Origin of the sequence: Neobacillus sp. 19 (assembly GCF_049463095.1) — a bacterium.
Taxonomy (GTDB): domain Bacteria; phylum Bacillota; class Bacilli; order Bacillales; family Cytobacillaceae; genus Neobacillus.
In genome coordinates, this window is record NZ_JBMPZU010000040.1 from 1 (window position 1) to 25,422 (window position 25,422).

At 41.2% G+C, this 25,422-nt stretch carries 27 protein-coding genes and 1 pseudogene; 4 read left to right on the plus strand and 24 right to left on the minus strand.

The window, feature by feature from the left end; translation table 11 throughout:
• Nucleotides 1–120: 120 nt before the first annotated feature.
• From deoC to ACO1D1_RS13105, 20 genes and pseudogenes are all read right to left on the minus strand, one after another.
• Nucleotides 121–478 (minus strand): annotated as a pseudogene (deoC, locus tag ACO1D1_RS13010) (deoxyribose-phosphate aldolase); the annotation flags it as partial.
• Nucleotides 479–498: 20 nt separating this feature from the next.
• Nucleotides 499–630 carry a hypothetical protein gene (locus tag ACO1D1_RS13015; protein WP_423336161.1) on the minus strand — a complete coding sequence of 44 codons (132 nt, stop codon included), beginning with the start codon at nucleotides 628–630 and terminating at the stop codon, nucleotides 499–501.
• A gap of 17 nt (nucleotides 631–647) precedes the next feature.
• On the minus strand, nucleotides 648–911 hold the full coding sequence (locus ACO1D1_RS13020; RefSeq protein WP_423336162.1) for a EutN/CcmL family microcompartment protein: 264 nt from the start codon (nucleotides 909–911) through the stop codon (nucleotides 648–650).
• Nucleotides 911–1,186 carry a BMC domain-containing protein gene (locus tag ACO1D1_RS13025; RefSeq protein ID WP_423336163.1) on the minus strand — a complete coding sequence of 92 codons (276 nt, stop codon included), beginning with the start codon at nucleotides 1,184–1,186 and terminating at the stop codon, nucleotides 911–913. The genes ACO1D1_RS13020 and ACO1D1_RS13025 overlap by 1 nt, the downstream gene beginning before the upstream one ends.
• Nucleotides 1,187–1,474, minus strand: a complete 288-nt coding sequence (locus ACO1D1_RS13030; protein WP_149870329.1) for a EutN/CcmL family microcompartment protein — start codon at nucleotides 1,472–1,474, stop codon at nucleotides 1,187–1,189.
• A gap of 15 nt (nucleotides 1,475–1,489) precedes the next feature.
• Nucleotides 1,490–1,945 (minus strand): RpiB/LacA/LacB family sugar-phosphate isomerase, encoded by a 456-nt coding sequence (locus tag ACO1D1_RS13035; RefSeq protein ID WP_423336164.1) that lies wholly within the window; start codon nucleotides 1,943–1,945, stop codon nucleotides 1,490–1,492.
• Nucleotides 1,942–2,781 (minus strand): triose-phosphate isomerase, encoded by an 840-nt coding sequence (tpiA, locus tag ACO1D1_RS13040; protein WP_423336165.1) that lies wholly within the window; start codon nucleotides 2,779–2,781, stop codon nucleotides 1,942–1,944. Before tpiA ends, ACO1D1_RS13035 begins: the two co-directional genes overlap by 4 nt.
• A gap of 11 nt (nucleotides 2,782–2,792) precedes the next feature.
• Nucleotides 2,793–3,071 (minus strand): BMC domain-containing protein, encoded by a 279-nt coding sequence (locus ACO1D1_RS13045; protein WP_149872702.1) that lies wholly within the window; start codon nucleotides 3,069–3,071, stop codon nucleotides 2,793–2,795.
• A gap of 103 nt (nucleotides 3,072–3,174) precedes the next feature.
• Nucleotides 3,175–4,596, minus strand: a complete 1,422-nt coding sequence (locus tag ACO1D1_RS13050; protein ID WP_423336166.1) for an aldehyde dehydrogenase family protein — start codon at nucleotides 4,594–4,596, stop codon at nucleotides 3,175–3,177.
• Between the two features lie 2 nt (nucleotides 4,597–4,598).
• Nucleotides 4,599–4,898, minus strand: a complete 300-nt coding sequence (locus tag ACO1D1_RS13055; RefSeq protein ID WP_149870333.1) for a EutN/CcmL family microcompartment protein — start codon at nucleotides 4,896–4,898, stop codon at nucleotides 4,599–4,601.
• A gap of 14 nt (nucleotides 4,899–4,912) precedes the next feature.
• Nucleotides 4,913–5,641, minus strand: a complete 729-nt coding sequence (locus ACO1D1_RS13060; RefSeq protein ID WP_423336167.1) for a hypothetical protein — start codon at nucleotides 5,639–5,641, stop codon at nucleotides 4,913–4,915.
• A 5-nt stretch (nucleotides 5,642–5,646) separates the two neighbouring features.
• Nucleotides 5,647–6,306: a phosphate propanoyltransferase gene (gene pduL / locus ACO1D1_RS13065; protein WP_149870335.1), complete on the minus strand. Its 660-nt coding sequence runs from the start codon at nucleotides 6,304–6,306 to the stop codon at nucleotides 5,647–5,649.
• Nucleotides 6,299–7,261: a sugar-binding transcriptional regulator gene (locus ACO1D1_RS13070; RefSeq protein ID WP_423336187.1), complete on the minus strand. Its 963-nt coding sequence runs from the start codon at nucleotides 7,259–7,261 to the stop codon at nucleotides 6,299–6,301. The genes pduL and ACO1D1_RS13070 overlap by 8 nt, the downstream gene beginning before the upstream one ends.
• 301 nt (nucleotides 7,262–7,562) lie before the next feature.
• Nucleotides 7,563–7,937 carry a PucR family transcriptional regulator gene (locus ACO1D1_RS13075; protein ID WP_423336168.1) on the minus strand — a complete coding sequence of 125 codons (375 nt, stop codon included), beginning with the start codon at nucleotides 7,935–7,937 and terminating at the stop codon, nucleotides 7,563–7,565.
• A gap of 207 nt (nucleotides 7,938–8,144) precedes the next feature.
• On the minus strand, nucleotides 8,145–9,179 hold the full coding sequence (locus tag ACO1D1_RS13080) for a PucR family transcriptional regulator ligand-binding domain-containing protein (protein WP_423336169.1): 1,035 nt from the start codon (nucleotides 9,177–9,179) through the stop codon (nucleotides 8,145–8,147).
• An 88-nt stretch (nucleotides 9,180–9,267) separates the two neighbouring features.
• The gene (locus ACO1D1_RS13085) at nucleotides 9,268–9,486 is read right to left on the minus strand and encodes a hypothetical protein (protein WP_149870338.1); all 219 of its coding nucleotides are present in this window, start codon (nucleotides 9,484–9,486) and stop codon (nucleotides 9,268–9,270) included.
• A 22-nt stretch (nucleotides 9,487–9,508) separates the two neighbouring features.
• Nucleotides 9,509–10,981, minus strand: a complete 1,473-nt coding sequence (locus ACO1D1_RS13090; RefSeq protein ID WP_423336170.1) for an NCS1 family transporter — start codon at nucleotides 10,979–10,981, stop codon at nucleotides 9,509–9,511.
• 151 nt (nucleotides 10,982–11,132) lie between these two features.
• A complete protein-coding gene (gene hydA, locus ACO1D1_RS13095) occupies nucleotides 11,133–12,554 on the minus strand; it encodes a dihydropyrimidinase (protein ID WP_423336171.1) in 1,422 nt (473 codons plus the stop codon).
• A 27-nt stretch (nucleotides 12,555–12,581) separates the two neighbouring features.
• A complete protein-coding gene (preA, locus tag ACO1D1_RS13100; protein ID WP_423336172.1) occupies nucleotides 12,582–13,868 on the minus strand; it encodes an NAD-dependent dihydropyrimidine dehydrogenase subunit PreA in 1,287 nt (428 codons plus the stop codon).
• 35 nt (nucleotides 13,869–13,903) lie between these two features.
• Nucleotides 13,904–15,259, minus strand: coding sequence for an NAD(P)-dependent oxidoreductase (locus ACO1D1_RS13105; protein WP_149872703.1), 1,356 nt, complete (start codon nucleotides 15,257–15,259; stop codon nucleotides 13,904–13,906).
• Between the two features lie 508 nt (nucleotides 15,260–15,767).
• On the opposite strand from ACO1D1_RS13105, the gene ACO1D1_RS13110 reads away from it, so the two are divergent.
• Entirely contained in the window at nucleotides 15,768–16,811 is a 1,044-nt protein-coding gene (locus tag ACO1D1_RS13110; RefSeq protein WP_423336173.1) for a metallophosphoesterase family protein, read from the plus strand.
• A gap of 35 nt (nucleotides 16,812–16,846) precedes the next feature.
• On the opposite strand, the gene ACO1D1_RS13115 is transcribed toward ACO1D1_RS13110, so the two are convergent.
• Both ACO1D1_RS13115 and ACO1D1_RS13120 read right to left on the minus strand, forming a co-directional pair.
• On the minus strand, nucleotides 16,847–17,341 hold the full coding sequence (locus ACO1D1_RS13115) for a branched-chain amino acid aminotransferase (RefSeq protein WP_423336174.1): 495 nt from the start codon (nucleotides 17,339–17,341) through the stop codon (nucleotides 16,847–16,849).
• 109 nt (nucleotides 17,342–17,450) lie between these two features.
• Nucleotides 17,451–18,923: a DHA2 family efflux MFS transporter permease subunit gene (locus ACO1D1_RS13120; RefSeq protein WP_423336188.1), complete on the minus strand. Its 1,473-nt coding sequence runs from the start codon at nucleotides 18,921–18,923 to the stop codon at nucleotides 17,451–17,453.
• A gap of 243 nt (nucleotides 18,924–19,166) precedes the next feature.
• Here ACO1D1_RS13120 and ACO1D1_RS13125 point away from each other — a divergent pair, with 243 nt between their 5' ends.
• Entirely contained in the window at nucleotides 19,167–20,090 is a 924-nt protein-coding gene (locus ACO1D1_RS13125) for a TetR/AcrR family transcriptional regulator (protein WP_149870345.1), read from the plus strand.
• Nucleotides 20,091–20,113: 23 nt separating this feature from the next.
• Here ACO1D1_RS13125 and ACO1D1_RS13130 read toward each other — a convergent pair whose 3' ends face one another.
• Entirely contained in the window at nucleotides 20,114–20,599 is a 486-nt protein-coding gene (locus ACO1D1_RS13130) for a PaaI family thioesterase (RefSeq protein WP_149870346.1), read from the minus strand.
• A gap of 94 nt (nucleotides 20,600–20,693) precedes the next feature.
• Between ACO1D1_RS13130 and pepF the strand changes: the two genes are divergently transcribed.
• The gene (gene pepF, locus ACO1D1_RS13135; RefSeq protein WP_423336175.1) at nucleotides 20,694–22,508 is read left to right on the plus strand and encodes an oligoendopeptidase F; all 1,815 of its coding nucleotides are present in this window, start codon (nucleotides 20,694–20,696) and stop codon (nucleotides 22,506–22,508) included.
• Nucleotides 22,509–22,592: 84 nt separating this feature from the next.
• Nucleotides 22,593–24,275, plus strand: a complete 1,683-nt coding sequence (locus ACO1D1_RS13140; protein ID WP_423336176.1) for a hypothetical protein — start codon at nucleotides 22,593–22,595, stop codon at nucleotides 24,273–24,275.
• A 101-nt stretch (nucleotides 24,276–24,376) separates the two neighbouring features.
• Here the strand turns inward: ACO1D1_RS13140 and ACO1D1_RS13145 are convergent, their stop codons facing one another.
• Entirely contained in the window at nucleotides 24,377–25,378 is a 1,002-nt protein-coding gene (locus ACO1D1_RS13145; protein ID WP_423336177.1) for a VanW family protein, read from the minus strand.
• Nucleotides 25,379–25,422: the final 44 nt, after the last annotated feature.

Sequence of the window (25,422 nt, forward strand, 5' to 3'; positions counted from 1 at the left end):
ATGTTGTGCCGTTTATTCGTTGGGTTGTGCAGCCACCGATGCCGCCAAACCCAACAACCTAGATAGGCGTTTTCGCATTTATCGTGAAACGCTTTCGCGTTTTTAATTTTGCGCCGCTTCAACCTTAACAGGTGCGTGGCCTTTGGCTGCTAAAACAACCCCTTCAATGTCTTTTTTCACGGTGTCAAAGTCACCGGATTTAAGTGCACCAACATTTATGACCATATCGATTTCTGTTGCACCATTTGCAATTGCGTCACGTGTTTCAGCTGATTTCACAAACGTGCTTGTTGCTCCTAACGGAAAGCCGACAACCGTGGTAACACCTACGCCAGAATCCTTCCAGTTCTTTAGCAGCAGTCTGTACCCAGTATGGATTCACACACACGGTTGCGAATTTATGTTCTTTTGCTTCTTCACAAAGCTTGATGATTTGCTCTTTAGATGCCTCTGGCTTTAAAAGTGTATGATCGATCATTCGAGCAACGGACGGGCCCGCTATATGGTGGTCGCTGGTCCTTCTTTATACGTTACGTTTCCAGAAGGTTTAACCTCCTTCAACGCTTCCTTATTTGTTAATTGCTGCATGATTTGATTTGTAATTTGTTCTACTAATGCTTCAATTTGCACCCTTATTCACCTCACCCTTAATGTAGTCGATCAACGATTCCGGCAATGACGGCATCAAAAGAACCAGTTGGATCTTCTAAAATGTCCTTGGCCGATCCGCCTTCTTCCAAAACCAGTACATAATCACCAACTCCAGCCTGAAAGCGGTCAAAGGCAATCATGGCTTCACCGCATTCGTTCCCCTCTGCATCAACAGGGATCACAACCATTAGCTTTTTATTATGATGACTCGGTGTTTTAATCGTTGATACGACATTCCCAACCACTTTTGCTAGTTTCATTATTTTACTGCAGGAAGAATTTTTTCGATATCAGTATGCGGTCTTGGGATTACATGGACAGATAAGAACTCGCCAACACGCTGTGCGGCATCGGCACCTGCTTCTGTTGCTGCCTTCACCGCACCAACATCACCTCGCACCATGACACAAACCAAACCTCCCCCAACATTCACTTTTCCAAGAAGGGTAACATTTGCTGCTTTTGTCATCGCATCTGCCGCTTCAATAGCTCCTACTAATCCTTTTGTTTCAATCATTCCTAATGCGTTGCTCATTTATTTTTCCTCCATTCGTTTAGTCACATTATAGTAATCGATAATTCCTAAAATCCCAGCGTCTGATGGGACTAAATCTTTATTAAGCGGTAGGGAAGACTCCCTGCTTTTGGCAAGATAAACGAGATCCCCTTGTCCTGATTGTCCTATCGTATCTATAGCCACAAGTGGTTTGCCTTTATCCTGTAACTGATCATCAACTGGTTGGACAATCAGAAGCTTTAACCCTATTAAATTTTCATTTTTATGGGTACAGACCATGTTTCCAATCACTTTGGCTACAAACATTTTTCTAACCTGCCTTTAACGATGTAAGAAGCGACTTTCAATTTCCATAATCTTCGTGACACGACGGTCATGTCGGCCACCTGCAAAGTCGGTTTCCAGCCAAGTTTTTACTAATTGCTTTGCAAGACCTTCGCCTATAAATTGCCCGCCAATCGATAACACATTCGCGTTATTGTGTTCTTTACTGTTGATGACAGAGGTTAAATCCCAGCACACCGCACCGCGGACGCCGGGGATTTTATTTAGTACCATCCCGCTGCCGATGCCCACACCATCGATCATGATGCCGACATAGTCAGCATTCGTGGCAACTGTTTCGCCAACCAGAAAGGCGATATCGGGATAGTCTACTGATTCACCCGCCTTACAGCCAAAGTCAAGATATTCATAACCTAGTTCGGTTAAATACGTTTTTAATGTTTCTTTCAGTTCGTATCCACCATGGTCGCAGCCAATCGCAACTTTTTTCATTTACTTTTTTCTCCTTTGGCAAATACATTAATTATTCCGTCAAACGATTGAGCCTTCAGGCTCGCACCACCGACAAGTACGCCATCTATATCCGGCATCACACAGTAGTCGGCAGCATTGCTTTCATTCGCTGATCCTCCATATAAAATCGATATTCCGACTGCTTGAGGGCCGAGAATTTGCTTCAAAACGGAGCGAATATAGGCATGTGTTTGCTGGGCTGAATCAGCTGTTGCTGATTGCCCTGTTCCAATTGCCCATACCGGCTCGTACGCAATAATCACTTCGCTGGAACTGACATCCTTCAATGCGCCGAAAAGCTGTGTCGTTAAAACTCGTTCCGTTTGCCGTGAATTTTTTTCTTCTAACGTTTCGCCGATGCAAATAATCGGTGTTAGCCCTGTCTTTAGCGCCTGTTTTACCTTTTTATTTACGAGTTGATCATCCTCGCCGGCATACTGCCTTCTTTCGGAATGGCCAATGATGACGTATTCGCATCCAACATCCAGCAGCATGCTTGTGGATGTTTCGCCTGTGTAAGCCCCTTGATCAGCCCAATGGACGTTTTGGCTGCCTAAAGCAATTGGTTTTCCTGATTGCTTGATCAAAAGATGTGCCGGATAGAGAAGCTGTGTCGGCGGACAGATAACGACAGATACATTCTTATTGCTCTTTAGGTCATGAAAGAATTCGGCTGCCTCAGCTACCATATTGTTCATTTTCCAATTGCCAATGACATACGTCTTTCGATCGTGTTGAAGCTCAAGACCGCTTAATGTATGACTAATTGCATCTCTTACAAGGTTTTTGATATAAATTTCAATGGATTGTTCCATTCTCTTTCACCTTATTCAGCTTTCGGTAAAATACCTTCTACATCACCGTTTGGACGTGGAATGACGTGTACAGAAAGTAGTGTACCCACACGCTGTGCGGCCTCGGCGCCCGCTTCTGTTGCTGCCTTCACAGCACCAACATCACCACGGACCATTACCGTTACAATTCCTGCTCCAACTAATTCCCTTCCCACTAATGAAACATTGGCTGCCTTCACCATCGCATCTGCTGCTTCAATCGCACCTACTAATCCTTTTGTTTCAATCATACCTAACGCTTCTTGACTCATTATATTTCCTCCTTTAGTAACCTCTTGTTTTTGTGTTGCCTCTTTTTCTTCTTGTGAAGGGACGATTTGTTCTTCCTTCGATTTGGCCAATTAACACACCTCGCTATATAATTCTAAATCCATCTACTAAAACGCAGCGGCGCTGACGTGTAAATGTTTTCGCACTGGTTAATCCTTCACCCGTCGGCCCGGCAATAGTCAGTGTTGTGAATCCTTCGCTTTCAAAACCTAAACCCGCTACTGAAGGTCCATTTTTCACAAAAATAGTCGCTTGGATTTCCTGCGCCATTTTTGTTAAATTAGTAACGTTTTGCGAGTGCATAATCGCTGTATGGCGGTTTCCCTTTTCAGCGATGACTGCAAGCTGAATTGCTTGATCGACATCCGTAACCCTGACGATCGGTAAAATCGGCATTAACATTTCTGTCATCACCAATGGGTGATCTTTCGTTGTTTCTGCAATGATTAACCTTACATTAGGGCTTGCTTGGATGCCGGCTGCCTGCAAGATCACCGGAGCGTCTTTTCCGATAAAGTCTCTGTTTGGATAAAACTTATCGTTTTTCTTCACCAATATCTTTTCCAGCAGCTTTTCTAATTGGAAGCCTTTCAGTTCAATGGCTCCGTTTTTCACCATTTCCGCTTTAAGGGCATTGGCTATTTTATCAACAACGAAGACTTCTTTCTCAGCTGTACATAACACGTTGTTGTCAAAGCTGGCACCTTTTACGATGTCAGCAGCAGCCTGCGGGATGATTGCGGTTTCATCAACAACAACAGGCGGATTACCAGGACCGGCTGCGATCACCTTTTTGCCCACCGCCATCGCGGCCTTTACAACAGGACCGCCGCCGGTTACGACAAGAGCATTCACCATGGGATGATTCATCACTTGCGCAGACGTTTCCAGATTTGGTGCAGCCACAGATGTGAGTGCATTCTCCGGTCCTCCTGCAGCAGTTATCGCCTTGTTTAACAGCTTCAGTGTTTTAAGTGAAACTTGTTTTGCACTAGGGTGTGGGTTGTAAACAACCGTATTCCCAGCTGCAATCATAGAAATCGAATTGTTAATCACGGTTGCAGCCGGGTTGGTTGAAGGCGTGATTGAACCAAAGACCCCAATCGGTGCATATTCGACAAGTGTTAATCCATCATCACCCGAATAAGCCGTACTGACTAAATCTTCAACCCCTGGCGTTTTATTCGCAGCTAAAAGAATTTTCGCGATTTTATCTTCGATCCTGCCAAGCTTTGTTTCTTCCACGGCAAGCTGCGCCAACTCCCTCGCATGCTGCCGGCTTGCTGCTCTCATGTTTTCAATCATTTGTTTCCTTGCGGCAGTGGTTAGCTTGCGCAGTTTTTCCCACGCCTGCTTTGCCGCAGCTGCTGCTTCATCAACAGTGGCAAACACACCATCGCCAAGGCTGATCCCTTCATCGGCATCAGCTTCGGCCGTTTGAGGATGCCCCAATTGCTGCAGTACTTGTTCAACCATTTTTTTGATATCGCTTTCATTTACTTGCAATATTAGCTACCTCCTTTTTTGAAAGTAAGGGCACCTTGTATTTCAATTTGATCGACGATACCTATAATCGCAGCATCTGTAGGGACACCATTTGTCATATCTGTTTGCCGTGCTGAACTACCGCTGACAAGTAACACCACTTCTCCTACACCTGCTCCGACGGTGTCAATCGCAACAAGCGGTTTACCGTCGTCGATAATCGTCCTTAAATCAAGCGGCTGGACGATTAGGAGCTTCTTCCCTTTCAATTTTTCTGCTTTGGTGGTGGAGACAATTGAACCAACCACTTTACATATGAGCATAGCGTCCCTCTTTTCTAGGAGTCTTTTTTCTTAATCTCAAGCTTTAAATCTTTTGCCAGGTCCATTGCAGATGGTGTCACCTTACTCCTTGCCGGGACGATGATTTGTTTAAGTCCTTCCTGAGAAGCCTTTTCCACATGTTTTGCAAGAATGAGCGATTGTTTCTCCCGGTATGCCTTAAATTGGTCATCAACAGTTGCTGCCAGCTTTTTTAAAGGAACCCATTTCACCTGATCCGCTTGAATCTGTCTTATGTATAACTGCAAACGATCCTGAACGGACTGGGGGGCATGGATTTGCTGGTACACATTTGGCGCTACATCATTGCTCGCGATGATAATCGGCTTGCCAAGCATTTGAAATTGTACCGTAAGCCAGACAGCCAGTTCATCATCTATCGTAAGGGCCAGCTTCGAAAGCAAACGATATGATGCCGCAGGAACAACAAGCACAGAGGAGTGTTCAACAACGCTAATCAATTGTTGCTGTGTTGCCTCTTCCAATAAAAGATAAGATGTTCCATTTAATGGATTTACAGCAGGGAGCCAATCCTTCGAAAGGATCCACGTTACTTTATAAGCTGTCAGTATTGGAGTAACTGCTTCCAAAACCGATGCAGGATTAGGAGATTGATAGCCTAAAAGAATCGTGATCGGTTGTCCTTTATTTTCATGTAAATGATTATGTAAATACTCTAGGACTACTTCCCTGACAATTTCTTTAATCTCTTCTTTACTACCCATCTCCATCATCCCCCTCCTGTATGCTTAGTGCTTTCCAGTGCCACAATCTCTCCCAACTGCCCATTTTTGATGTTAGCAGCATTGGCTTCGTCAAGGTCGATGTGCATCTCCAGCTTATACTTTGGTGAAACTCGTATTAAAACATTTGCAAAAATAACCCCGCGGTCTCCATCTACCTTCACTTGGACCCGATCCCCATCAGCTACACCAAACGACTCACTATCGCTAGGGTGCATATGAATGTGGCGCCTTGCACAAATCAATCCTTCATTTATTTTGATTTGACCCCTGGGGCCTTGGATTGTGATTGACGCCGATCCTTTAATATCACCGGAATTCCGTAACGGGGGTTTCACTCCAAGAGTAAATCCGTCAAATAGAGAAATTTCCACCTGGGTGCTGCCTCGCGCTGGTCCGAGAACCCGTACATGTTGGATCTTTCCTTTAGGTCCGATAAGGGTAATGGTTTCCTTAGCAGCAAATTGGTTCGGCTGGGATAAATCCTTCAACTTCTGTAATTGATAGCCGCGTCCAAAGAGACGTTCCACATGTTCAGGTGATAAATGAATATGGCGATTGGAAACTGCAATCGGAACCTGCTTAGATTTTTGCAGTGTATTCCTGACAATCTCCTGGACTAATTCTCTTATTCTTTCTTTATCCATGAATGGTATCACCCCCCAAATCGAGTAAAGCCTTGGCAGTATATTGGTCGGTAATCAGGACATTGGCATGACCCCCGTGAAGGGCACCGTAAATCCCATCAACTTTTGTATTGCCTCCGGCTATAAGGATGCCGTATTCTTTTTCAACTAATTGTGATAGTTCAATACCAATCGTACGATCATTTAGAGCCTCGTGACTAATATGTCCTTTCAAATCAATAAACCGCGAGCAAATATCACCGACGGTTTTATTTGACTTTAGTATTTCGATATCATTGTCTAAAAAATAGCCGGCGTGCATCAATGTGGATTGTTCACCGGGCTCTCCTACCGTGAATATCGCAATATTTGCCTGTTTGCCTAGTTCCAAAATCCTTCTCACATGCCTGTCGGCAACAATGGCCTGCTTTACAACAATATGGTCAACAACCGCTGGAACTGGCAAGAAATGCGGGGTCGTATGAAAAGCATTTGCCAACCCATTGATAATCTCTGATGCATATGTACTGGATTCTGAGTAACTCACCCCGCCATTAAGCTGGACAATCGTTACATCCTTTACATTCTTAGGCTGCAGTTTTTTGACTAGTTGAAAAAGGGTTGTTCCCCAAGTGATCCCGATGGTATCTCCGCTTTGTACAATCTTATGCAAGTAATCGGCAGAAACTTCTCCTAGTTTCTCTTTTATTAGTTCATCCTCATATTCCGGAATCGGAGCGACAATACAGTCCTTTAGCTGAAATTTATCTCTTACCCTTTTTGCAAGCTCGAGAACATTTTCAGTGGGGTCACATATTTTTATATGAACAACACCCTCTTGAACAGCTTGGACGAGAAGCCTTGAGACGGTAGGACGGGAAATACCTAATTTCTTCGCAATTTCCTGCTGGCTGTAGTCTAATTGATAATACATTTTAGCCACTTCCACTAGCCGCGATATTTTTTCATCCGCCATCATCATTCACCTATTTTTCTATAGTTATCATATTCAAAAACAACCATTCCCTAAAAAAGTAAACGGTTTCAAAACATTGTTTAACTAATATGTACAATATTTCAAAAAACACAAATAACTGAAATTATGCTAAACCATGATGAACATATGTTAATTTCATTATAACCGATGGAAAGCCACTGTCAATTACTCTTTCGGAGTATTTCGACATTTTATAGTAAAAAAAACACTCGCAATTTACAAATTGTAAGATTGCGAGTGTTCTTTTTCTATTCCTATAGTATTTTATTTCAAAATTAACTCACAAGACTTGATGGTCCCGCCTCTCTTTAGCAGCAGATAAGTAATCATGGACAAGAAGCATAAATTCAATGGCGACCCTTTTTTCGTGCGCCATAAAATCCTCCCCCAAGAGGTTTTCAAGCTTCTGGAGTCGATGGTATAATGTTTGCCTTACAATATACAGTTTGTTAGATGTTTCCTGTTTAGAGCCATTACATTCCAAATAGACTTTTAACGTTTCTAGAAGCCTAGCATTATATGTACGGTCATATTGAATAACAGGCTGAAGATATTCTGCTGACAGCTCCTGTAAATCGTTATACACACTTAATTGAGAAATGAGACGGTATAAATGTAAATCCTCGTAAAAATGGGAAATTTGTTTGTTTGGCATTTTTTGTTGTATTCGTAGAGTCTCTTTTTGCTGATTGATAGCTTTTATGTACGTCACCTACGGAATGAATAAACTTCCCGGCTGCGATGATGAATTTCGCCGAGGATTGTTTCTGAATAAATTCAGATTCCTTAATGGATTCGATTGCTTTTTTAATTCGTTCCTTCAAATTCCTTTTCGTACGATTATTCAATAGAATGAAGGTAATTACGTTTCTTTATCAACAAAAAAAACCGAAAATCCATTTTGCTCAAAAATTGATCGAAACAATAATTTTAAATAAGTCATATCCTGACCTGCTTTTTCTTTCATAGGGATATGTTTCGTGAGGATAACCACAGCATCATTCGTCTTTGTTTTTATTCCATTTTCTAATAAGTAATCATGGATTTCCTCGAGTGAATGCTCATTCTCCAACCAGCCATGGAGCCATTCAAACTCTTGCACCCGCTTTTTTTCCTCTACAAATAAATCTCTTAATAAATGCTGGGCTAATGCAGTGGCTGTTCGATCCAAAATCAATAAATCATATTCGTTGATCGGAATATCTTTGGAATATATAAACAACTCGGCATATTCCTGACCAAATAAGAAAATTGGCGATGCAGCGATATGTAGATTGTCTTGTTTTTTTGCCTTTTTTAGCTGTTGTATAATAACAGATTGTTCACTGCTGCTTATTTCTGGTACAAATTCATACTCCTGATTTTTCAGACGGAAAATAATTTGGACATCTAAAGCCGAGAAAATAAACTGAAGGATATCCTCGTATGTTTCGATTGTTAGCAACTGTTTATTTAGGCTCTGTGAATAATTCTCTAAATCCGAAATTTTTTGATATTGCTGATTAATGATAACCGAATGTAAATCTTGGGTAATTTCAACAAACGGAACTTCTTTTTGAAAAATAATGATCGGAAATTGATGTTCATTGGCAATTTCAATGACTTCATCAGGAACTTTAGTTAAATACGTTCCAATCTCCATACACAATCCAGCGGCATTTTGTTCAATGAATTCCCTGACCATTGACACAAATAAAGTTGAATTGTCCTTCCAGGCAACACCGGTTGATAAAATGAGCTCATGCCCATTTAACAGATTCCGAATACTAGTCGCTTCCACCACATGAACCCATTTGACGGTCCGCTGGATGCCTCCATGCCCTGCAATCACTATGGCATGTTCAAAATGTTTTCGCTTAAAAATATCTGCGACCGTTAATTGGAAATGTCCCTTCATACCTATGATTCTCCTTGAACTTAAGATATTTGGGTAAAGAAGGATTGACCATTCGACCAATCCTTCCCTAATTTTGCGAAACCCTTTCTTAGCTGTTTGCCTGTTTCTGGTTAATTAAAAAATGTGAGAAATACTTGCGGCCATTTGCTGTTCCGATAAGAAGGGTTTCGGTTACGTTGCCATTTGGGTGTAGAAAATCAACGGAAGCTCCGTTTAAATGTTCTCTTACCCCACTGATCCGGCAGCCCTTTTGGATAAGGAAATCAATTTTGTCTCTTTCATCGAGAAATTGCTGATGTTCTGACATGTTATCCTCCTCAAATTCTGATTTAGTATAAATCTACATTATTTGGAATTTCCTCTATAACAGGTTCAAATGCCTTGTCTTCGATAACCCAATCACGGCCAACAGAAATACCTAAATATTTTTCATCGCTGGGATCTTCAATTTCCGCTTGCTTATATTTTTTGAACCACCAGTATTTAGCAAGGACATAGTAGATTCCTGCACCAACTAAGAAGCCTATTAAAAACCCATATTCCGGCACAAAATAGGATGCAATTCCACCGATAATCCAGGCAAAAAATCCAGCAGCATTTACACCGCCCATATATTTATACTGACCATGATCTTCATATAATTCAGGGACATTAACACGTCGTTTCCGAAGCAAATAATAATCGGCAAATAGAATACCTACAATAGCCGATAATATTCCCCCGACAATGAGCAGAATCGGAATAATGACACCAAACAATGTCCATGGCTGGACGATGGTGCCAACAATACCTGCAGTGATTACACCCGCCCAAAATGGAAACTTCGGACCTCCCACATTAGAGAATATGGTGGCTGCTGGAACAACATTTGCGGCGGTATTGGTTGACCATTGGGCCAACACAATCATCAATAGCAGAACAGCAAGGATAAAACCGCTAGCAGATTCCTGAAGCGCAACAACAGGGTCGTAATTTAATACCGCAGCATAGGCAACAGCACCAATAATGATCATAAAGGTTTGCGTTAATGGCATCGCAACCATGTTTCCAATTAAGGAGCCTTTATTACGTTTAAACCAGTTCTTTTCATGTGCGGGCGCTTTAATAAAACGGGAGATAGTCGGTATATCGGCACTCAATGTTGCCCAAAAGCCCATGTTACTGAAAATAACTACTAAAAAGGCAGTAAAGGCAGCACCGCCCGTAACAGGGGACTCCGCCCAACTCCAAATATCTCTTCCGGCAGCTGCAGCTTTATCTGATAAAGACGAATACATCCACAACGAAATTAAGATAATGATAGGAGCAGCAAGGTCAGCAAATCGCTCAATCGATTTAATTCCTAAAGCAGTATTAACTAATTGAACAACAGCAAAAATGAGGAAGCAGATAAACCAATTATCAAAACCAAATAAAATATTTAAGATGCCGTTCATGGCTGTCGCACCAAAATACGTATTAATCCCAAACCACATCGATGCCGTTATTCCACGCGTAATCGAAGGAATATGGGTACCTATCGTACCAAAAGGTGCCCTCATATAAACAGGAAAGGACAACCCGTGTTCAATCCCAATATCAGCGATTAATGAAATGAAAAAACCAATCGCGAGGCTGCCAATGACGGTGGCGAGAATTACCCAGGGTAATGAAAGGCTCATAATTCCGGAGCCCCCGATGGCAAAGGCGGCAAGAACGACACACATTCCCACCCACATAAATGAAAACCCTAATTTGGTTATTTTTCGATCTTTTTGATGAATCGGTAATAAGTCGGGCGATTTTAAGTGGCTTTTTTTCATATGAACACTCCATTTCGGTTATTCTACAAGAATTTTAGATTCCAAAATTCAAAACCGACAACAGCATTTCAATTTAAAAACGGCAATTGCCCAGGACGTTCTGAGCAATTGCAGGAGTGGTTCCATAATTGGTGAAGTGAAGCTTGGTCATTTAGTTGATTGATAAAGTTTGGTCTTGGGCCGTTGCGGCACTCGTATTATATTTTGCCCGTTTCAAATATTGCCCAGATCCCGGATTCCCCACAAACTGCTTATCACGGATCACATATTCCCCGCGAACTAAAACAGAAACCGGCTCCCCCGTCACCTTCATCCCTTCAAAGGCGTTGTAATCTACCGCCATATGATGGGTTTCAGCTGAGATTACCCGTTCAATCGCTGGGTCAAAAATGACGATGTCTGCGTCAGCACCAATTGCAATTGTTCCTTTATTCGGGAACAAGCCAAACAGTTTGGCAATGCGAGTAGATGTGATATCAACAAATTGGTTGAGACTAATGCGTCCTTTTTTCACTCCCTCTGAAAATAGAATGGATAAACGATCCTCAATAATCGGTCCCCCATTCGGGATCTTAGTGAAGTCCTCCTTCCCTAAATCCTTTTGCCCGTTAAAATCAAACGAACATTGATCAGAGCCAAGTGTTTGCAGCTGACCGCTCTTTAAGGCATTCCAAAGAACTTCCTGGTTCCATTTTTCACGTAATGGCGGAGACCAGACATATTTTGCTCCTTCAAAATTCGGCTTTTCTAAATAGCTCTGGTCGAGGACTAAGTATTGAGGACATGTTTCGCCCCAAACATCAAAACCCTTACTGCGTGCCTCCGCAATTTTTTCCACTGCATCAGCACAGGATACATGGACAACGTAGAGCTGCGAGTTTGCCAGTCCAGTAAGCTTTGCCGCCCGTCCTGTTGCCTCACCCTCTAATTCAGGCGGTCTTGTTAACGCATGATAAATGGGTTCTGTTTTTCCTTCCTCTAATGCCTTTTTCGTTAAATAATCGATGACGTCGCCATTTTCCGCGTGGACCATTACCAATGCTCCATGTTCTTTCGCGGAAACTAATGTACGGAATAATGTTTCATCATCAGCCTGGAACACATTTTTGTAAGCCATAAATACTTTAAACGAGGTAATTCCTTCCTCATTTATGACCTGTGGAAGTTCATTAAGAACATTTTCGTTAATTTCTGAGATCATCAAGTGGAAACCATAATCAATAACTGCTTTTTCTCGTGATTTGTCATGCCACGTTTGAATCGCATTCTTAAGCGGTTCCCCTTTATTGGTTAAGCAAAAGTCAATTACGGTTGTGGTTCCGCCAAAGGCAGCAGCAATGGTGCCCGATTCAAAATCATCCTTTGTCACCGTTCCTCCAAAAGGCATGTCTAAGTGGGTGTGAGGGTCAATCCCTCCCGGAAAGACAAGGCAGCCTTTCGCATCAATGACTTCTGCACCAAGAGCTGATAAATTCTTGCCAATTTGTGATACTTTTCCATCTTCGATTAATATCTCTGCTTGGTACGTGTCACATGCAGTAACAATTGTGCCATTTTTAATAATTTTTTTCATTGATTGGTTCCTCCTATTCTATCTCTCTTACTTGGTTACATCTGCTTTGCATTCTACTGCAACATTTAAAGCGGATTGACGCTCATTCCATGTCATTGGCGGCAGTTCCCTTGCTGCTTCAACCATGTCAATCGCACCATCAACCGGACAGACAATTGAACATAAATTACAGCCTACACAGTCTTCCTCTCGTACCTTAAGATAGCTTTTTCCTGATTCATCTGTAAGCATATCGATGCATTGATGGGACGTATCTTCACAGGCAATATGACATTTGTTGCAATTGATACAAACATCGGTATTGATTTTGGCAACAATATTGTAATTTAAGTCCAAATTCCCCCAATCCGAGTATCTTGGGACAGACTTTCCAATAATGTCTGATACAGATGCAATCCCTTTACTGTCTAAGTAATGGCTGAGGCCCTCAATCATATCCTCGACAATGCGAAAACCATGGTGCATTGCGGCTGTACAAACTTGAATCCCCGTTGCCCCCATGAGCATAAATTCCACTGCATCCTGCCAATTCGATATGCCGCCAATTCCGGAAATTGGTACATTAATATGCGGATGTCTGGCACATTCTGCAACCATATTAAGGGCAATTGGCTTAACCGCGGGTCCGCAATAACCGCCGTGTGCCCCTTTGCCTGCGACATGCGGGATGGTATTCCAGGAGTCAAGATCTACTCCCATTAAGCTATTGATTGTGTTAATCATACTAATGGCATCTGCTCCGCCATTACATGCTGCTTCGGCTGTAGCGGTAATATCCGTTATATTTGGAGTCAATTTTACAATAACAGGTGTCTTGGCCACTTCTTTTACCCAATATGTTTGCCTTTCGACAAGCGCCGGCACCTGGCCGGAAGCAGAACCCATTCCCCGCTCTGCCATTCCGTGCGGACAGCCAAAGTTAAGTTCTAGGCCGTCAACCCCGACATCCTCCACCCGCTTGACAATTTCATGCCATTTTTCCTGCTTTGGCTCGACCATTAACGAGGCGATAATGGCATGGTCAGGGAATCGCTTTTTCGTTTCGTAGATTTCCTTTAAATTCACATCTAATGGCCGGTCGGTAATGAGCTCGATATTATTAAAACCCGCTACCCTTTGTCCGTTAAAACTAATCGCGGCAAATCTGGATGATACATTCAAGATCGGATCACCTAATGTCTTCCAAACTGCCCCGCCCCAGCCGGCTTCAAAAGCCCTCTGAACTTGGTAGCCTGAATTTGTAGGCGGTGCAGATGCCAGCCAGAACGGATTAGGAGATTTTATTCCTGCAAGATTAATGCGTAAATCAGCCATCACTTTTCCCCCTTTGTGATTCCTAGATTAATAGATTAATTTGCCAAACCTACAGCTGAATTTTGCTTGTGGATTGCATAGGCAACATTTTTCCCTTGCTGGGCAGCTGTTACGACCATTGCATCCCCTTTTCCTTTACCAAAAACCACATCACCGCAAGCAAATATTTTTGGATTGGAAGTCTGGAGGGTTTCTTGTTCGACCTTTACTACACCGCCAGCATGCTGCAGGCCAAATGCTTCGATTAATTCTAAGTGCCTTGTTTGTCCGATTGCCTTTACCACTGCGTCCACAGGAATGACGTGTTCGGAACCTTCCATCTCATATGGTCTGCGGCGGCCATCCTTTTCAGGTTCTCCAAGTTTCATTTTGATGCATTCAATCCCCGTTACCTTTCCAAATTCATCGCCAATAATCCTTTTTGGTGCGGTTAACCAACGGAATTCTACCCCATCTTGTTTCGCAAATTCATATTCAAAATTGTAAGCAGTCATTTCCTCTTCAGTTCTCCGATATAAAATCTTAACGTTTTCTGCCCCTAAACGAACAGAACATGTTGCCCCGTCAATCGCGGTATTTCCGGCTCCTATGACCACCACTCGTTTACCGACAAAGCTTTGCGATAACTGACCGCTTTTCGTTGCCTTCACAAATTCAATTGCATCATAAACTCCATCCAAATTTTCACCTTCCACACCGAGGTTAGGAACATGTGCCATTCCTACAGCCAAGATGATGTTATCGAAAACTTCAGTTATTTCTTGAACTGAAATATCCTTTCCGACAACTGTGTTCGTTCTAATTTTTACATTTAATTTTTCAACCTGTTCGACTTCCCAAAAGGAAATTTTTTGCGGCAGCCGGAACGAAACTATACCATAAGTATTTAATCCCCCCGCTCTTTCAGCAGCTTCAAAAATAGTCACATCATAGCCCAGTCTGGCAAGTTCCCGTGCAGCTGATAATCCGGCTGGGCCGCCGCCAATCACGGCAACTGTTTTACCATTTGAAACACCAGGTTGAAAAAGAGTTTGTTCGTTTTGGATTGCCCAATCTGTTGCGTACCTTTGGAGATTGCCAATCATGATTGGTTTTGTGGAATGGTTGAGAACACAAGCTCCCTCACAGAGCTCCTCTGTAGGACAAACCCTGGCACAGCTTGCCCCAACAGGATTCGAAGACATAATGGTTTTAGCAGATCCAAGCAGATTTCCTGAGGCAATTTTTTTAATAAAGGATGGAATATCAATTCCGGTAGGACATGCCTTTATACATGGGGCATCATAGCAATAGAGGCATCGGTTTGATTCTTCAACAGCTTCTTGCTTTGTTAGTGCTTGTTCCACCTCAAGAAAGTTGTCATCAAGGTTAGACAAGGATATACGCTGCATTTTTTCATTCGCCAAGTGAAATCCTCCTTCAATTTTGAATGGTTAATTTACTAGAAATGAAAGCGCTTTAAAAATAAGAGATACCTAAATTTACACCAACCCCTTTTGGATGAATGAATAATATCCAGAAAATTCCGCATCTTATCTTCCATTTTACAGTTCCTTGATAGGCAATTCACCATACAACTTGTAAAATGATGACAGTATTTCATTATCCAATATGTAAAAAGAAATTTGTTTCCACTAACCGCTATGATAGTCGACTGTCATAATAGCCTTCTTGTACATATTTGAATTCTTTTTCAATTTATCACAACCATATCAAAAAAAATGTAAAAAAATGACGAATTAGCCATTTTTTGAATAAAAAACTTTCGACATTCGTAAATTACTTGCTGACATTTGCAGAGCAGATGAACATTTCGGTCCAATTAGTGAATCTTAATAAAAAATTAAGGATAATTATCTATGATCATGGCATACTAACGTTTTAAGTGAGGAGTTACCCATGAAAAAATTCATTGTTTCTATCATTCTTATTATCGCAGTGTTAGGCTTTCCCGTTTATCAATTGACGAATGCCAGCACCACCCCCTTTTTTCATTTGGTAAACGGAAGTGAAGCTACAGAGACAGTAAGTGTCGTTGAGGAATCTGATACACAAACCGAACAAATTGATAACAAACCCGCATTGCAGTTGGCCATCATGAGTGACACTCACATTGATACACATGATCCAGTTGTGAATCAGAAATTTGTAACAGCTTTACAGGATTTAAAAAAGGTCGCACCAGATTATGATGCGATTTCCATTAACGGTGATATGACAAACTTCGGCCTGGCTGAGGAATACCAACTATTCAAGTCCATCCTTAAGGAAAATAAAAACCCGTCTGCGGATGAATTCATGGTTATCGGTAATCATGAATGGATGGAAAAACGGATTATTCCTGAAACATCTGTATCTGATGAGCAATTAAAAGGCAGATTTATTGAAGAAATGAATGTGTCCGGACTTTATTATGATAAATGGATTAATGGCTATCATTTTATTACAATTGCAGGTGAAAAATCAGAGGCCACAATGGTTGGAATGTACGGAGATTCTGAGAGAGACTCCGCCTACGTGACAGAAGAACAAATTAAATGGCTGGAAAAAACGCTGCCAATCAACGCTGTGGATCATAAACCAATTTTTGTGTTTTTTCATCAACCTATTACAAATACGGTTTATGGAAGTGAATGGGGAGCTAGACTTCAAGACCAAAGAATTCTTGCCATCCTGAAAAAGTATCCTCAGGTTATTCTATTTTCCGGGCATTCTCATTACCCCTTAGATCACCCTAAAAGTATCTACACTGATGGCATAACAATGGTAAATACAAGTTCCGTTGCTTACACATACACACCTGAAAGCGGAGAAAATTACACCTTATCCCAAGGTTATGTAGTAAATGTTTATCGAGACAAAGTAGAATTTAAAGCTCGAGAATTCAGTACAGGGTCTTGGATCAAAACAGTGACCATCCCTATTACAAACCCTACCCAGTAAAATCAGCTGGGTAGGGTTTGTAATAACATAATCAATCATTTCTTATTTTCTTTAACCACTTCAACCAAGTGTAAGAGGAACCTATAAATTAACTCGAACGCTTCCCCTATCGATAATTGCTCCGTATAACCCTCGACAAAATTTAAGGCAAAATTCAAATTCCATAACCCATCCTCTTGACTGAATAATAAATCAAATTTCGCTTCTTCATTTTGTAAACTGGCATTCAGTTGATCTTTTATCATTTTTTCAAATTTTTTCTGCAGCTTTAACCCCAACATGACATCATATGTGCCAAAAACATCATCTGCTTCTATTGAAATAGAATCTACACTTACATCCTCAAACCATTTTGATTCCAAATAGATAAACTCATTTTTATGCTTTTTCAAGTAATCAAGCGGTTCAGATAAAAACGCAGATGTTTCATTCTTAATCATATTTTCCGTTTCTTTATCACAGCGTTCTATATAAGCTTCTGCAAATCTGGCACCGTTAACATTTTCTGTGAATTGTTGATCCTTTAACATGAAAACCCTCCTAAATGTATCTTCCTCCATTAATATTGTGTTTTTTTTTATAAAAAAGCAAATGATACAAAAAAAGAGATGACTACAATCGTCATCCCCAGTTTTAAAATTAACCTTCTGGTATTGCTGCGCCAACATTTTTACCAGCAGGCTTTACATCATTTGGTTCTTCAGCTTGTTTCGCCCGTTTAATAAAGAATGAGAGAATTAATGCAACTGTTGCAATTCCTACTGTTACGAGGAAAGCATCATTGATTCCTTCTAACATCGCTTTCATCATTACTTGCTGCTTTATTTCGGCTATAACTTCCGGTGTTGGCGGTTTGGTTAAGTGAGCCATTGCTGACTTCCCGATTTCCGCTGCATGTGTTTCTGTGCGGTTTGACATAACCGTAACAAGCAATGCCGTTCCGATCGCGCCGGAAACCTGTGACATGGTACTATTCATCGCCGTACCATGCGGATAAAAGCGCGCAGGTAATTGATTTAGGCCATTCGTTGAAACCGGCATATTGACCATTGACATACCAGCCATCCGTATTGTGTATAAAATAATTAGATGTGTGTAAGTTGTTTCAAGTGTAAGTTTGCTAAAATAATAGCTTGTTACCGCAGTAATCGTTAAACCAATAATGGCTAATACTCGGCCGCCAAACTTATCAAACAATTTCCCGGTGATCGGCATCATGATGGCCATTAAAATTGCACCAGGAAGCATCATTAAACCGGCATCAAGCGGTGAAATTCCGCGGATGGTTTGAACATAGATTGGCATTAACAGCATTCCGGAAAACATTGCCATCGTAACAACCATTGAAATAACGGAAGACAAGGCATACATTGGATACTTATAAATCTTGAAATTAAGCATCGGCCTTTCTTGCTTTAACTGTCGGAAGATGAACACAACAAGGGAAAAAACGCCTATAATCAGTGTCCCATATACTTCCGGACTGTCCCAGCCTTTCTTACCAGCCGAACTAAATCCATAAAGGATTCCGCCAAACCCAATACTCGAAAGCAAAAGGGATAAAAAGTCAAGATGAATATTAACCTTATCTTTTTTATCTTTCAGTAAGAAAAAGCCGATCAACAACACTGCAAACGCAATCGGTGTAACAAAATGGAACAGCATTCTCCAATCATAATGTTCAATTAACCAGCCCGATAATGTCGGGCCAATGGCAGGGGCAAACATTAAGACTAAGCCAAATACCCCCATCGCTGCTCCTCTTTTTTCCACTGGAAAGCTGACTAACATCACATTCATCAAAAGCGGCATCAAGATCGCTGAACCCGCACCTTGAATCATTCGTCCAGTTAACAAAATTGGAAATACATGAGCAAATCCAGCAATGATCGTGCCTATTGTAAATAACCCCATTGAAACGAGAAATAATCGTCTAACCGTATATTTTTGTATTAAAAAGGCTGTCGCCGGAATTAATATTCCATTCACTAGCATAAATCCGGTCGCCAGCCACTGAACGGTTGATGCTTCAACCTTTAAATCCTTCATAATAGACGGCAAGGCAATATTTAATAATGTGTTATTTAACATGGCAATAAAGGCGCCAATCATAAGAACTGCTAAAATCCCGTACGGTGGACGCTTTGTGTTATTTATCGTTTGACTCACTAAATTCCCTCCCTTTAAACTGGTAGTCCATTTTTTTATACCAGGGTTTCATACTTAGATAATAATATACTGTTAGTTAAATATTTGCAACCAAAAATCACTAGAAAATTATAGGTTTGTAAAGGGACTAAGATTAAGGTAGTATTATTTTATACAAGGGGTACAAAATGAATTAAAGGTGATTATATGTACAATCGGAAACAGCATGTCATTAAAATGGCCCATCGGTTATTTGTCGAAAAAGGATTCCTGGCTACGTCTATTCAAGACATTTTAGATTACAGCGGAATATCGAAAGGGACTTTTTATAATTATTTTTCATCAAAAAATGAGTTATTAATTGGCATTTATAAATCAATTTATCGGAAGCTGGAACAGGATCGGAACGATTTATTAGTTGGTAAGGACACTAAAGATATTGAAATTTTTATTAAACAATTGGAAATGCAAATGATAACAAATAGAAAAAATAAACTCATAACCATTTATGAAGAAGTGATGGCTTCAAATGATGCTGATCTTAAGCAATTTATTCAAGAAAGCCGATTAAATGCGCTTCGTTGGCTTTATCACAGGTTCATTGACATTTTCGGAGAAGATAAGAAGCCCTACTTATTAGATTGTGCCATCATGTTCCAGGGCATATTGCAGCATAATGTTCAATTTAATCGCAGAGCACATAAATCCGGTGAAAATATCAGCCATGTGGTTCGTTACAGTGTAAGTCGTTTGGTAAAAATGGTGGAAGAGGTATCTGATTCCGAGGATCAATTGCTTAAGCCGGAGTTATTAGAAGATTGGCTTCCTAGCTGTCCGAATAAAAGTGGTCACGAGTTTAAAAATCAGCTTCTTCAATTATCAGGTACTATACGAAAAACAATTTCAAAAAATGTACTTGCTGAAAACGAACAGGAAAAATATATTGAAATGGTAGAATTTATTCAGGATGAATTACTGCACACAAATAACCCGCGAAAATTTTTAATTGAAAGCATTCTTTCTTCTATGAATAAATATTCTTTTTGGAAAAAAGAACTTATACAGCTTGAACAGTTAGTGGAAGGATTCTTTACACAATTGGATGAATTTGAAAAAAACCCTAATCTGTAGGATTAAGGGTTTTTGGCATGTCTTTATTCCTGTTTTAAAAATGAACTTGGCATGACTACAGCGACCACTTCTCCCCGTGCACAGAGTTGGCCGTCAGCAAACACTTCTGTTTCCACTTTAAATTTCTTCGAATGAATTTCATGTACGGTTCCAACTGCTTTTATTGGCACACCATGCGGGGTTGGCTTCAAAAAGTCTACATGTAATGAAGCTGTCACAAACCGAGGAGGTTCTGCCCCTTCACCTGGTTCATGTCCATTTTTCCGATGCAGTGTGAGCGCCGCGGAACCTGTCCCATGACAATCAATTAATGAGGCGACAAGCCCGCCGTAGACAAAGCCCGGCAATGCCAAGTGCTCAGGCTCAGGCGAATAAATCGTCACCGTATGCTCCCCTTCCCATCTTGTGCGGAAATGATGACCGGCTTCATTTAATCTTCCACAGCCGTAACACCAGGCATAATCGTCAGGATATTCATCTTGAATGGCATTTAAACCGTTTTCTACCATATTCACTCCCCCTTTTTCAGAAAAGTATAACATATTTCATCCAATATGATAAAATTTAGTGGTACGAAGGTTTTTTATACGAGGAGGAGATTTTATGAAAAAAACGGTTGAAAAACGCCTAGTCCGCTCAGAGGTTCCCGTAGAACTGACATGGAACCTCGATGATTTATTCCCATCTGAAAAAGAATGGGAAGTTGAATTAGATGGAATTAACAAGGAAATCTTGGAATTTAATCAATATAAAAGGGCATTACATACTGGTGCAAAGGCATTATTAAATTGCTTACTTGCACAAGAACAGCTTTCGATGAGAATCATTAAAGCTTTCACATTTGCAAGCTTAAAGCGATCCGCAGATGGAACAGATCCGCTGAATCAGGCGAATTTTTCCAAAATCTCTGCCTTAAGAACTAAGAGTATTGCAGCATTATCATTTATTCAATCCGAGATTCTCGCTCTTGATGAAGGTATAATTGAACAATTCGTAAAAGAAGAGCCCGGACTGAAGGACTTTATGAAAAATCTAGCAGAGCTTCTCGAATCAAAAAAACATAAGCTTTCGCCGGAAACCGAAGAAGCATTGGCTGCTCTCGGCGAACTTCAGGGTGCTCCTTACCAAATCTATCAAATGTCCAAGCTGGCCGATATGGAGTTTGCACCCTTTCAAGATGCAGAGGGCAATGAATTGCCGATGTCGTTTGCATTATTTGAGAGCCGATACGAGTTTTCGACAGATACAGATATTCGCAGAAAGGCCTACCACTCTTTCGTTAAAACACTAAAGCAGTACAAAAACACAATAGCCGCAACGTATGCTGCAGAGGTTAATAAGCAGGTTACCCTTGCTCGGCTGCGCAATTATGAGTCAGCCACCCATATGCTGCTGGATCCGCAACAGGTTACGATAGAAATGTACAATAACCAGATTGACACCATTTTCACAGAATTAGCCCCCCACATGCGCCGCTTTGCGCAATTAAAGAAACAAGTTTTAGGTCTTGATCAAATGCTTTTCTGCGATTTAAAAGCACCATTGGATTCTGATTTCAATCTGAAAACCACCTATGAGGAGGCAAGTCAAGTCATCTTGGAATCGTTAAAAGTCATGGGGCCGGAGTACAGTGAAATTATTGAGCGCGGATTTAAAGAAAGATGGGTAGACATTGCTGATAACATTGGGAAGTCAACAGGCGCTTTCTGCTCCAGCCCATATGGTTCCCATCCTTACATTCTAATCACCTGGCAGGATAATATGCGCGGCTGTTTCACACTGGCACATGAATTTGGCCATGCCGGACATTTCTATTTAGCGAATAAAAACCAGCGGGTCATGAATGTCAACCCATCCCTGTATTTTATTGAAGCGCCATCAACGCTGAATGAAATGCTATTAGGCCAGCATCTGCTAGCGAATAATAAAGATAAGCAAATGCGCCGCTGGGTCGTTCTACAGTTGCTGGGCACCTACTATCACAACTTTGTCACACACCTGCTCGAAGCCGAATACCAACGCAGGGTCTATAAGCTTGCCGAGGATGGCAGAGCTCTTACAGCGACAACATTAACGGAAGTAAAGGCTTCTGTTCTTTCTGAATTCTGGGGTGACACAGTTAAAATTGATGAAGGTGCAAGCTTAACCTGGATGCGTCAGCCGCACTATTACATGGGCTTATATCCCTACACATACTCTGCCGGCTTAACCGCTTCCACAGCCGTTGCCCAAATGATTCAGAAAGAGGGCCAGCCCGCCGTTGACCGCTGGCTTGAAGTACTGCGCGCCGGCGGAACCATGAAACCGCTTGAACTGTTAAAACATGCAGGAGTCGATATGTCCACACCAGATCCCATCCGTAAAGCAGTAGCCTTTGTCGGCTCACTAATTGACGAACTAGCACAATCCTATCAATAAATGATTAATGGTGAAACTTTTCCATTTTGTATTCCGTATAGTTATCATGAAGTATGAGAAGTCATGATAAAAGGAGATTTTTTTATGGGGAATATATTATTATTTACGCTGATCATTGGGATTGCTTCTGCTCTTATTCTATTACCTGTCTATAAAAATGAGCAGCTAAATGCAAAAGAAAGTAAACAACTAAAGTCAGGTATCATCCTAGCCGTGATCATCATTTTGATGCCAGCAGTATTTGCTTTCTATTATTTTAGTAATAATGATAGGAATTTTTCTAGTTTATGGCCATTAGCCATTCTAGTTACCGCCGGTGGTTCGATATTTTCAAAAGGGGTAGAAAGGAAATTCAAAGGAATCCTATTCTTGCTAAGTCTGATCGCGGGGGCTTATTTCTTAACCGCCTTTATATTGAATGCAGATGAAAAATACGAATTGGCAAAAATGGATCAAAAAGTGGAAATCAAGACCTTTGATGAAACAGAAACACCTGCTAGCGTTCCGCCGCAGTTTGCTCGAAACAAAATGAAAAAAGCTTTCGGCCAGGTTCCAAATACAAGCTACTATGAGCTAGGAAATTTACAAATCCAAAAAGTGAATGGCGAATATGTATACATTGCTCCAGTTGAATTCTCTGGATTTTTCAAATGGTGGAACGGGAATCAAACTCCGGGCTATTTTTCATTAAGTGCGACCGATTCGTCGGAAAATCCTAAATTCATCAAGTCTGAAATGGTTTACACCCCTTCTTCCTATTTTAATAAAAATATTGAGCGTCATATCCGTATGCATGAACCGAAAAAGATATTTTATGGAGATGTTCAATTGGAAATTGATGAGGACGGAAAACCTTATTACATCCGTTCATATGGAGAATTTGTTTCCGCCCGAAACGGGTTTGATGTAAAAGGAATAGTAGTAGTGGATTCAAAAAGCGGCGAAACGAAAGAATACCCATTAGCTAACGTTCCTAAATTCATTGACGGCGCCGTATCGCCAGAAGTAGTCAGTCTGCAAAACAGCTACTTTGGAAACTTTGTTCATGGATTTTGGAATAGCAAATTTGGAAAATCAGATGTCAAGCTCCCTTCAGATGAAGGAACAGAGGCAAACGTTAGTCCTATATTCGATGAAAATGGAGTAATGTATTACTTCACTGATTTTACGAGTCCTAAAGAAGGTGTCGATTCGATGCTCGGCTACTCTCTTACCAACTCAAGAACGGGCGAAGCCACCTATTATACCGGGAACCCGGATCAATCCTACATGGACTCTCAGGGGGCATTGCAGATTATCGAAAAGAAATTTATCGAAAAGAAATGGCACGGGCAAATGCCGATTCTTTACAACTTTTACGGTGAAGCAAGTTGGTTGACACCAGTCTTGGATTCCAACGGCTTTTTGCAACATTATTTCATCGTCTCGGCAGCAAATCCTGAAATTTCCGTATTTGGTGTCACACCAAATGAAGCCCTAAAACAATATAAAACTGCCTTGCAGCGTGGAAAAGGGACCGTGAACGGCAGCTCCAAAGCGGAAGAAAAGCAACTATCAGGAACAGTCCTTAGGGTCTATAAAGAAAAATCCGGCGATTTCACAATTGTTTCCTTTCTCCTTGACAATCATAAAAACTATCTGATTTCGTCAGAAAAAGCTCCATTAGCCATCTATCTAAAAGAAGGGGATCGGGTATCAGTTAAGTACCTTGAAACAGGTGAAGAATTCCTGCCTGCAAAAACCATTGTCATCGAGGGTCTGGAATGAGCTAATTATCATAAAAGCAGGAGGATCCGAAACGTCTCGGATCCTCCTCTATTCGTATAACGGTACTGTCGATTACTAGCTGCATCTATTTATTTGCAGTGCTAATTCCCCTTTGCGATCAGGCTTTGATAGGCTGCTGACGTTCTCACCTCAACCGTTAATTTCCCTTTGTCATAAATGGTCTTTAGAATAAACGGTACTCCTGTTGTATTTTGAAAGCGAAAGTCTTTACCGCCATAGGATACTGTGGCATCCCGACCTGCAGGCACATAACCGACGGATAAGGAATGATGATGCTTCTCTACATAACTTACACCCACTTGGTCAACCGCATTAAATAAGGTGGAGGATGTTTGGCAAATGCCACCGCCAATTCCATCGACTAATTGCTTATTAACGATCTCCTTAGCCGGTTGATACCCATGTTCAGCATCACTCGGTCCCACAGTTGTATTAAATGAAAAAATATCCTGAGCCCCGACAATAATTTGATCGATCGCTTGTGCTGAAAGCTCAATATTCTTTGAGCGGCCAGCCACGCTGCTATTGAAGTAAGTCGTAAAGGAAGCAACCACCACTTCATTTAAATGGGCAGCCTCCTCAGGTTTATAACCACTCTCTGTTACTGTAAGCGGCAGTTCCACATCGCCTCCTTTAATGGATGCTGTCATTAATCGATCCACTAATTCGGCTTCATCCAAAATGATTTGTGGTTTTCCTTTTATAATTTGACCATTCGCATCGATTTTATCAAGTTCCATTCGTTGGTCATAACCGGTCGTTGTGTCAGTGCCTCTCGCTAAATCTTTCGCCCACTTCTCCAAATCCTTTTTATATACGTCCGGTTCTGTCCCAAATCCCAAATCTAGAGGTAAAAATGTTTTTAATATGCTTTTCGTATTTGGGTCGATGACATTCACTATAATTGGCTTTTGCTCTTCAACCTTTGGAGTTTCTACTGCCGGTTTTTGTTCTGGCTTTTTTTCCGGTTCGATTGCCCTTTCTTGTTGAATGGAATCTTTAGAGGTCTTTTCTGTACAGCCCGCTAGTCCTAGCAAACTACCAATAACAAAAATTGAAATTGCCCATGTCCGTGTAGCCATTTCCCTCAACTTCTCCTCTTTCCCTGTATTCTTTGATGTCCGAC

Bases quoted from the DNA above. Each gene is read 5' to 3' on its own strand.
- ACO1D1_RS13020 (WP_423336162.1), bottom strand. From the start codon at position 911: ATGAAACTAGCAAAAGTGGTTGGGAATGTCGTATCAACGATTAAAACA.
- ACO1D1_RS13025 (WP_423336163.1), bottom strand. From the start codon at position 1,186: ATGAGCAACGCATTAGGAATGATTGAAACAAAAGGATTAGTAGGAGCT.
- ACO1D1_RS13030 (WP_149870329.1), bottom strand. From the start codon at position 1,474: ATGTTTGTAGCCAAAGTGATTGGAAACATGGTCTGTACCCATAAAAAT.
- ACO1D1_RS13035 (WP_423336164.1), bottom strand. From the start codon at position 1,945: ATGAAAAAAGTTGCGATTGGCTGCGACCATGGTGGATACGAACTGAAA.
- tpiA (WP_423336165.1), bottom strand. From the start codon at position 2,781: ATGGAACAATCCATTGAAATTTATATCAAAAACCTTGTAAGAGATGCA.
- ACO1D1_RS13045 (WP_149872702.1), bottom strand. From the start codon at position 3,071: ATGAGTCAAGAAGCGTTAGGTATGATTGAAACAAAAGGATTAGTAGGT.
- ACO1D1_RS13055 (WP_149870333.1), bottom strand. From the start codon at position 4,898: ATGCTCATATGTAAAGTGGTTGGTTCAATTGTCTCCACCACCAAAGCA.
- ACO1D1_RS13060 (WP_423336167.1), bottom strand. From the start codon at position 5,641: ATGGGTAGTAAAGAAGAGATTAAAGAAATTGTCAGGGAAGTAGTCCTA.
- pduL (WP_149870335.1), bottom strand. From the start codon at position 6,306: ATGGATAAAGAAAGAATAAGAGAATTAGTCCAGGAGATTGTCAGGAAT.
- ACO1D1_RS13070 (WP_423336187.1), bottom strand. From the start codon at position 7,261: ATGGCGGATGAAAAAATATCGCGGCTAGTGGAAGTGGCTAAAATGTAT.
- ACO1D1_RS13075 (WP_423336168.1), bottom strand. From the start codon at position 7,937: ATGCCAAACAAACAAATTTCCCATTTTTACGAGGATTTACATTTATAC.
- ACO1D1_RS13080 (WP_423336169.1), bottom strand. From the start codon at position 9,179: ATGAAGGGACATTTCCAATTAACGGTCGCAGATATTTTTAAGCGAAAA.
- ACO1D1_RS13085 (WP_149870338.1), bottom strand. From the start codon at position 9,486: ATGTCAGAACATCAGCAATTTCTCGATGAAAGAGACAAAATTGATTTC.
- ACO1D1_RS13090 (WP_423336170.1), bottom strand. From the start codon at position 10,981: ATGAAAAAAAGCCACTTAAAATCGCCCGACTTATTACCGATTCATCAA.
- hydA (WP_423336171.1), bottom strand. From the start codon at position 12,554: ATGAAAAAAATTATTAAAAATGGCACAATTGTTACTGCATGTGACACG.
- preA (WP_423336172.1), bottom strand. From the start codon at position 13,868: ATGGCTGATTTACGCATTAATCTTGCAGGAATAAAATCTCCTAATCCG.
- ACO1D1_RS13105 (WP_149872703.1), bottom strand. From the start codon at position 15,259: ATGCAGCGTATATCCTTGTCTAACCTTGATGACAACTTTCTTGAGGTG.
- ACO1D1_RS13110 (WP_423336173.1), top strand. From the start codon at position 15,768: ATGAAAAAATTCATTGTTTCTATCATTCTTATTATCGCAGTGTTAGGC.
- ACO1D1_RS13115 (WP_423336174.1), bottom strand. From the start codon at position 17,341: ATGTTAAAGGATCAACAATTCACAGAAAATGTTAACGGTGCCAGATTT.
- ACO1D1_RS13120 (WP_423336188.1), bottom strand. From the start codon at position 18,923: ATGATTGGCGCCTTTATTGCCATGTTAAATAACACATTATTAAATATT.
- ACO1D1_RS13125 (WP_149870345.1), top strand. From the start codon at position 19,167: ATGTACAATCGGAAACAGCATGTCATTAAAATGGCCCATCGGTTATTT.
- ACO1D1_RS13130 (WP_149870346.1), bottom strand. From the start codon at position 20,599: ATGGTAGAAAACGGTTTAAATGCCATTCAAGATGAATATCCTGACGAT.
- pepF (WP_423336175.1), top strand. From the start codon at position 20,694: ATGAAAAAAACGGTTGAAAAACGCCTAGTCCGCTCAGAGGTTCCCGTA.
- ACO1D1_RS13140 (WP_423336176.1), top strand. From the start codon at position 22,593: ATGGGGAATATATTATTATTTACGCTGATCATTGGGATTGCTTCTGCT.
- ACO1D1_RS13145 (WP_423336177.1), bottom strand. From the start codon at position 25,378: ATGGCTACACGGACATGGGCAATTTCAATTTTTGTTATTGGTAGTTTG.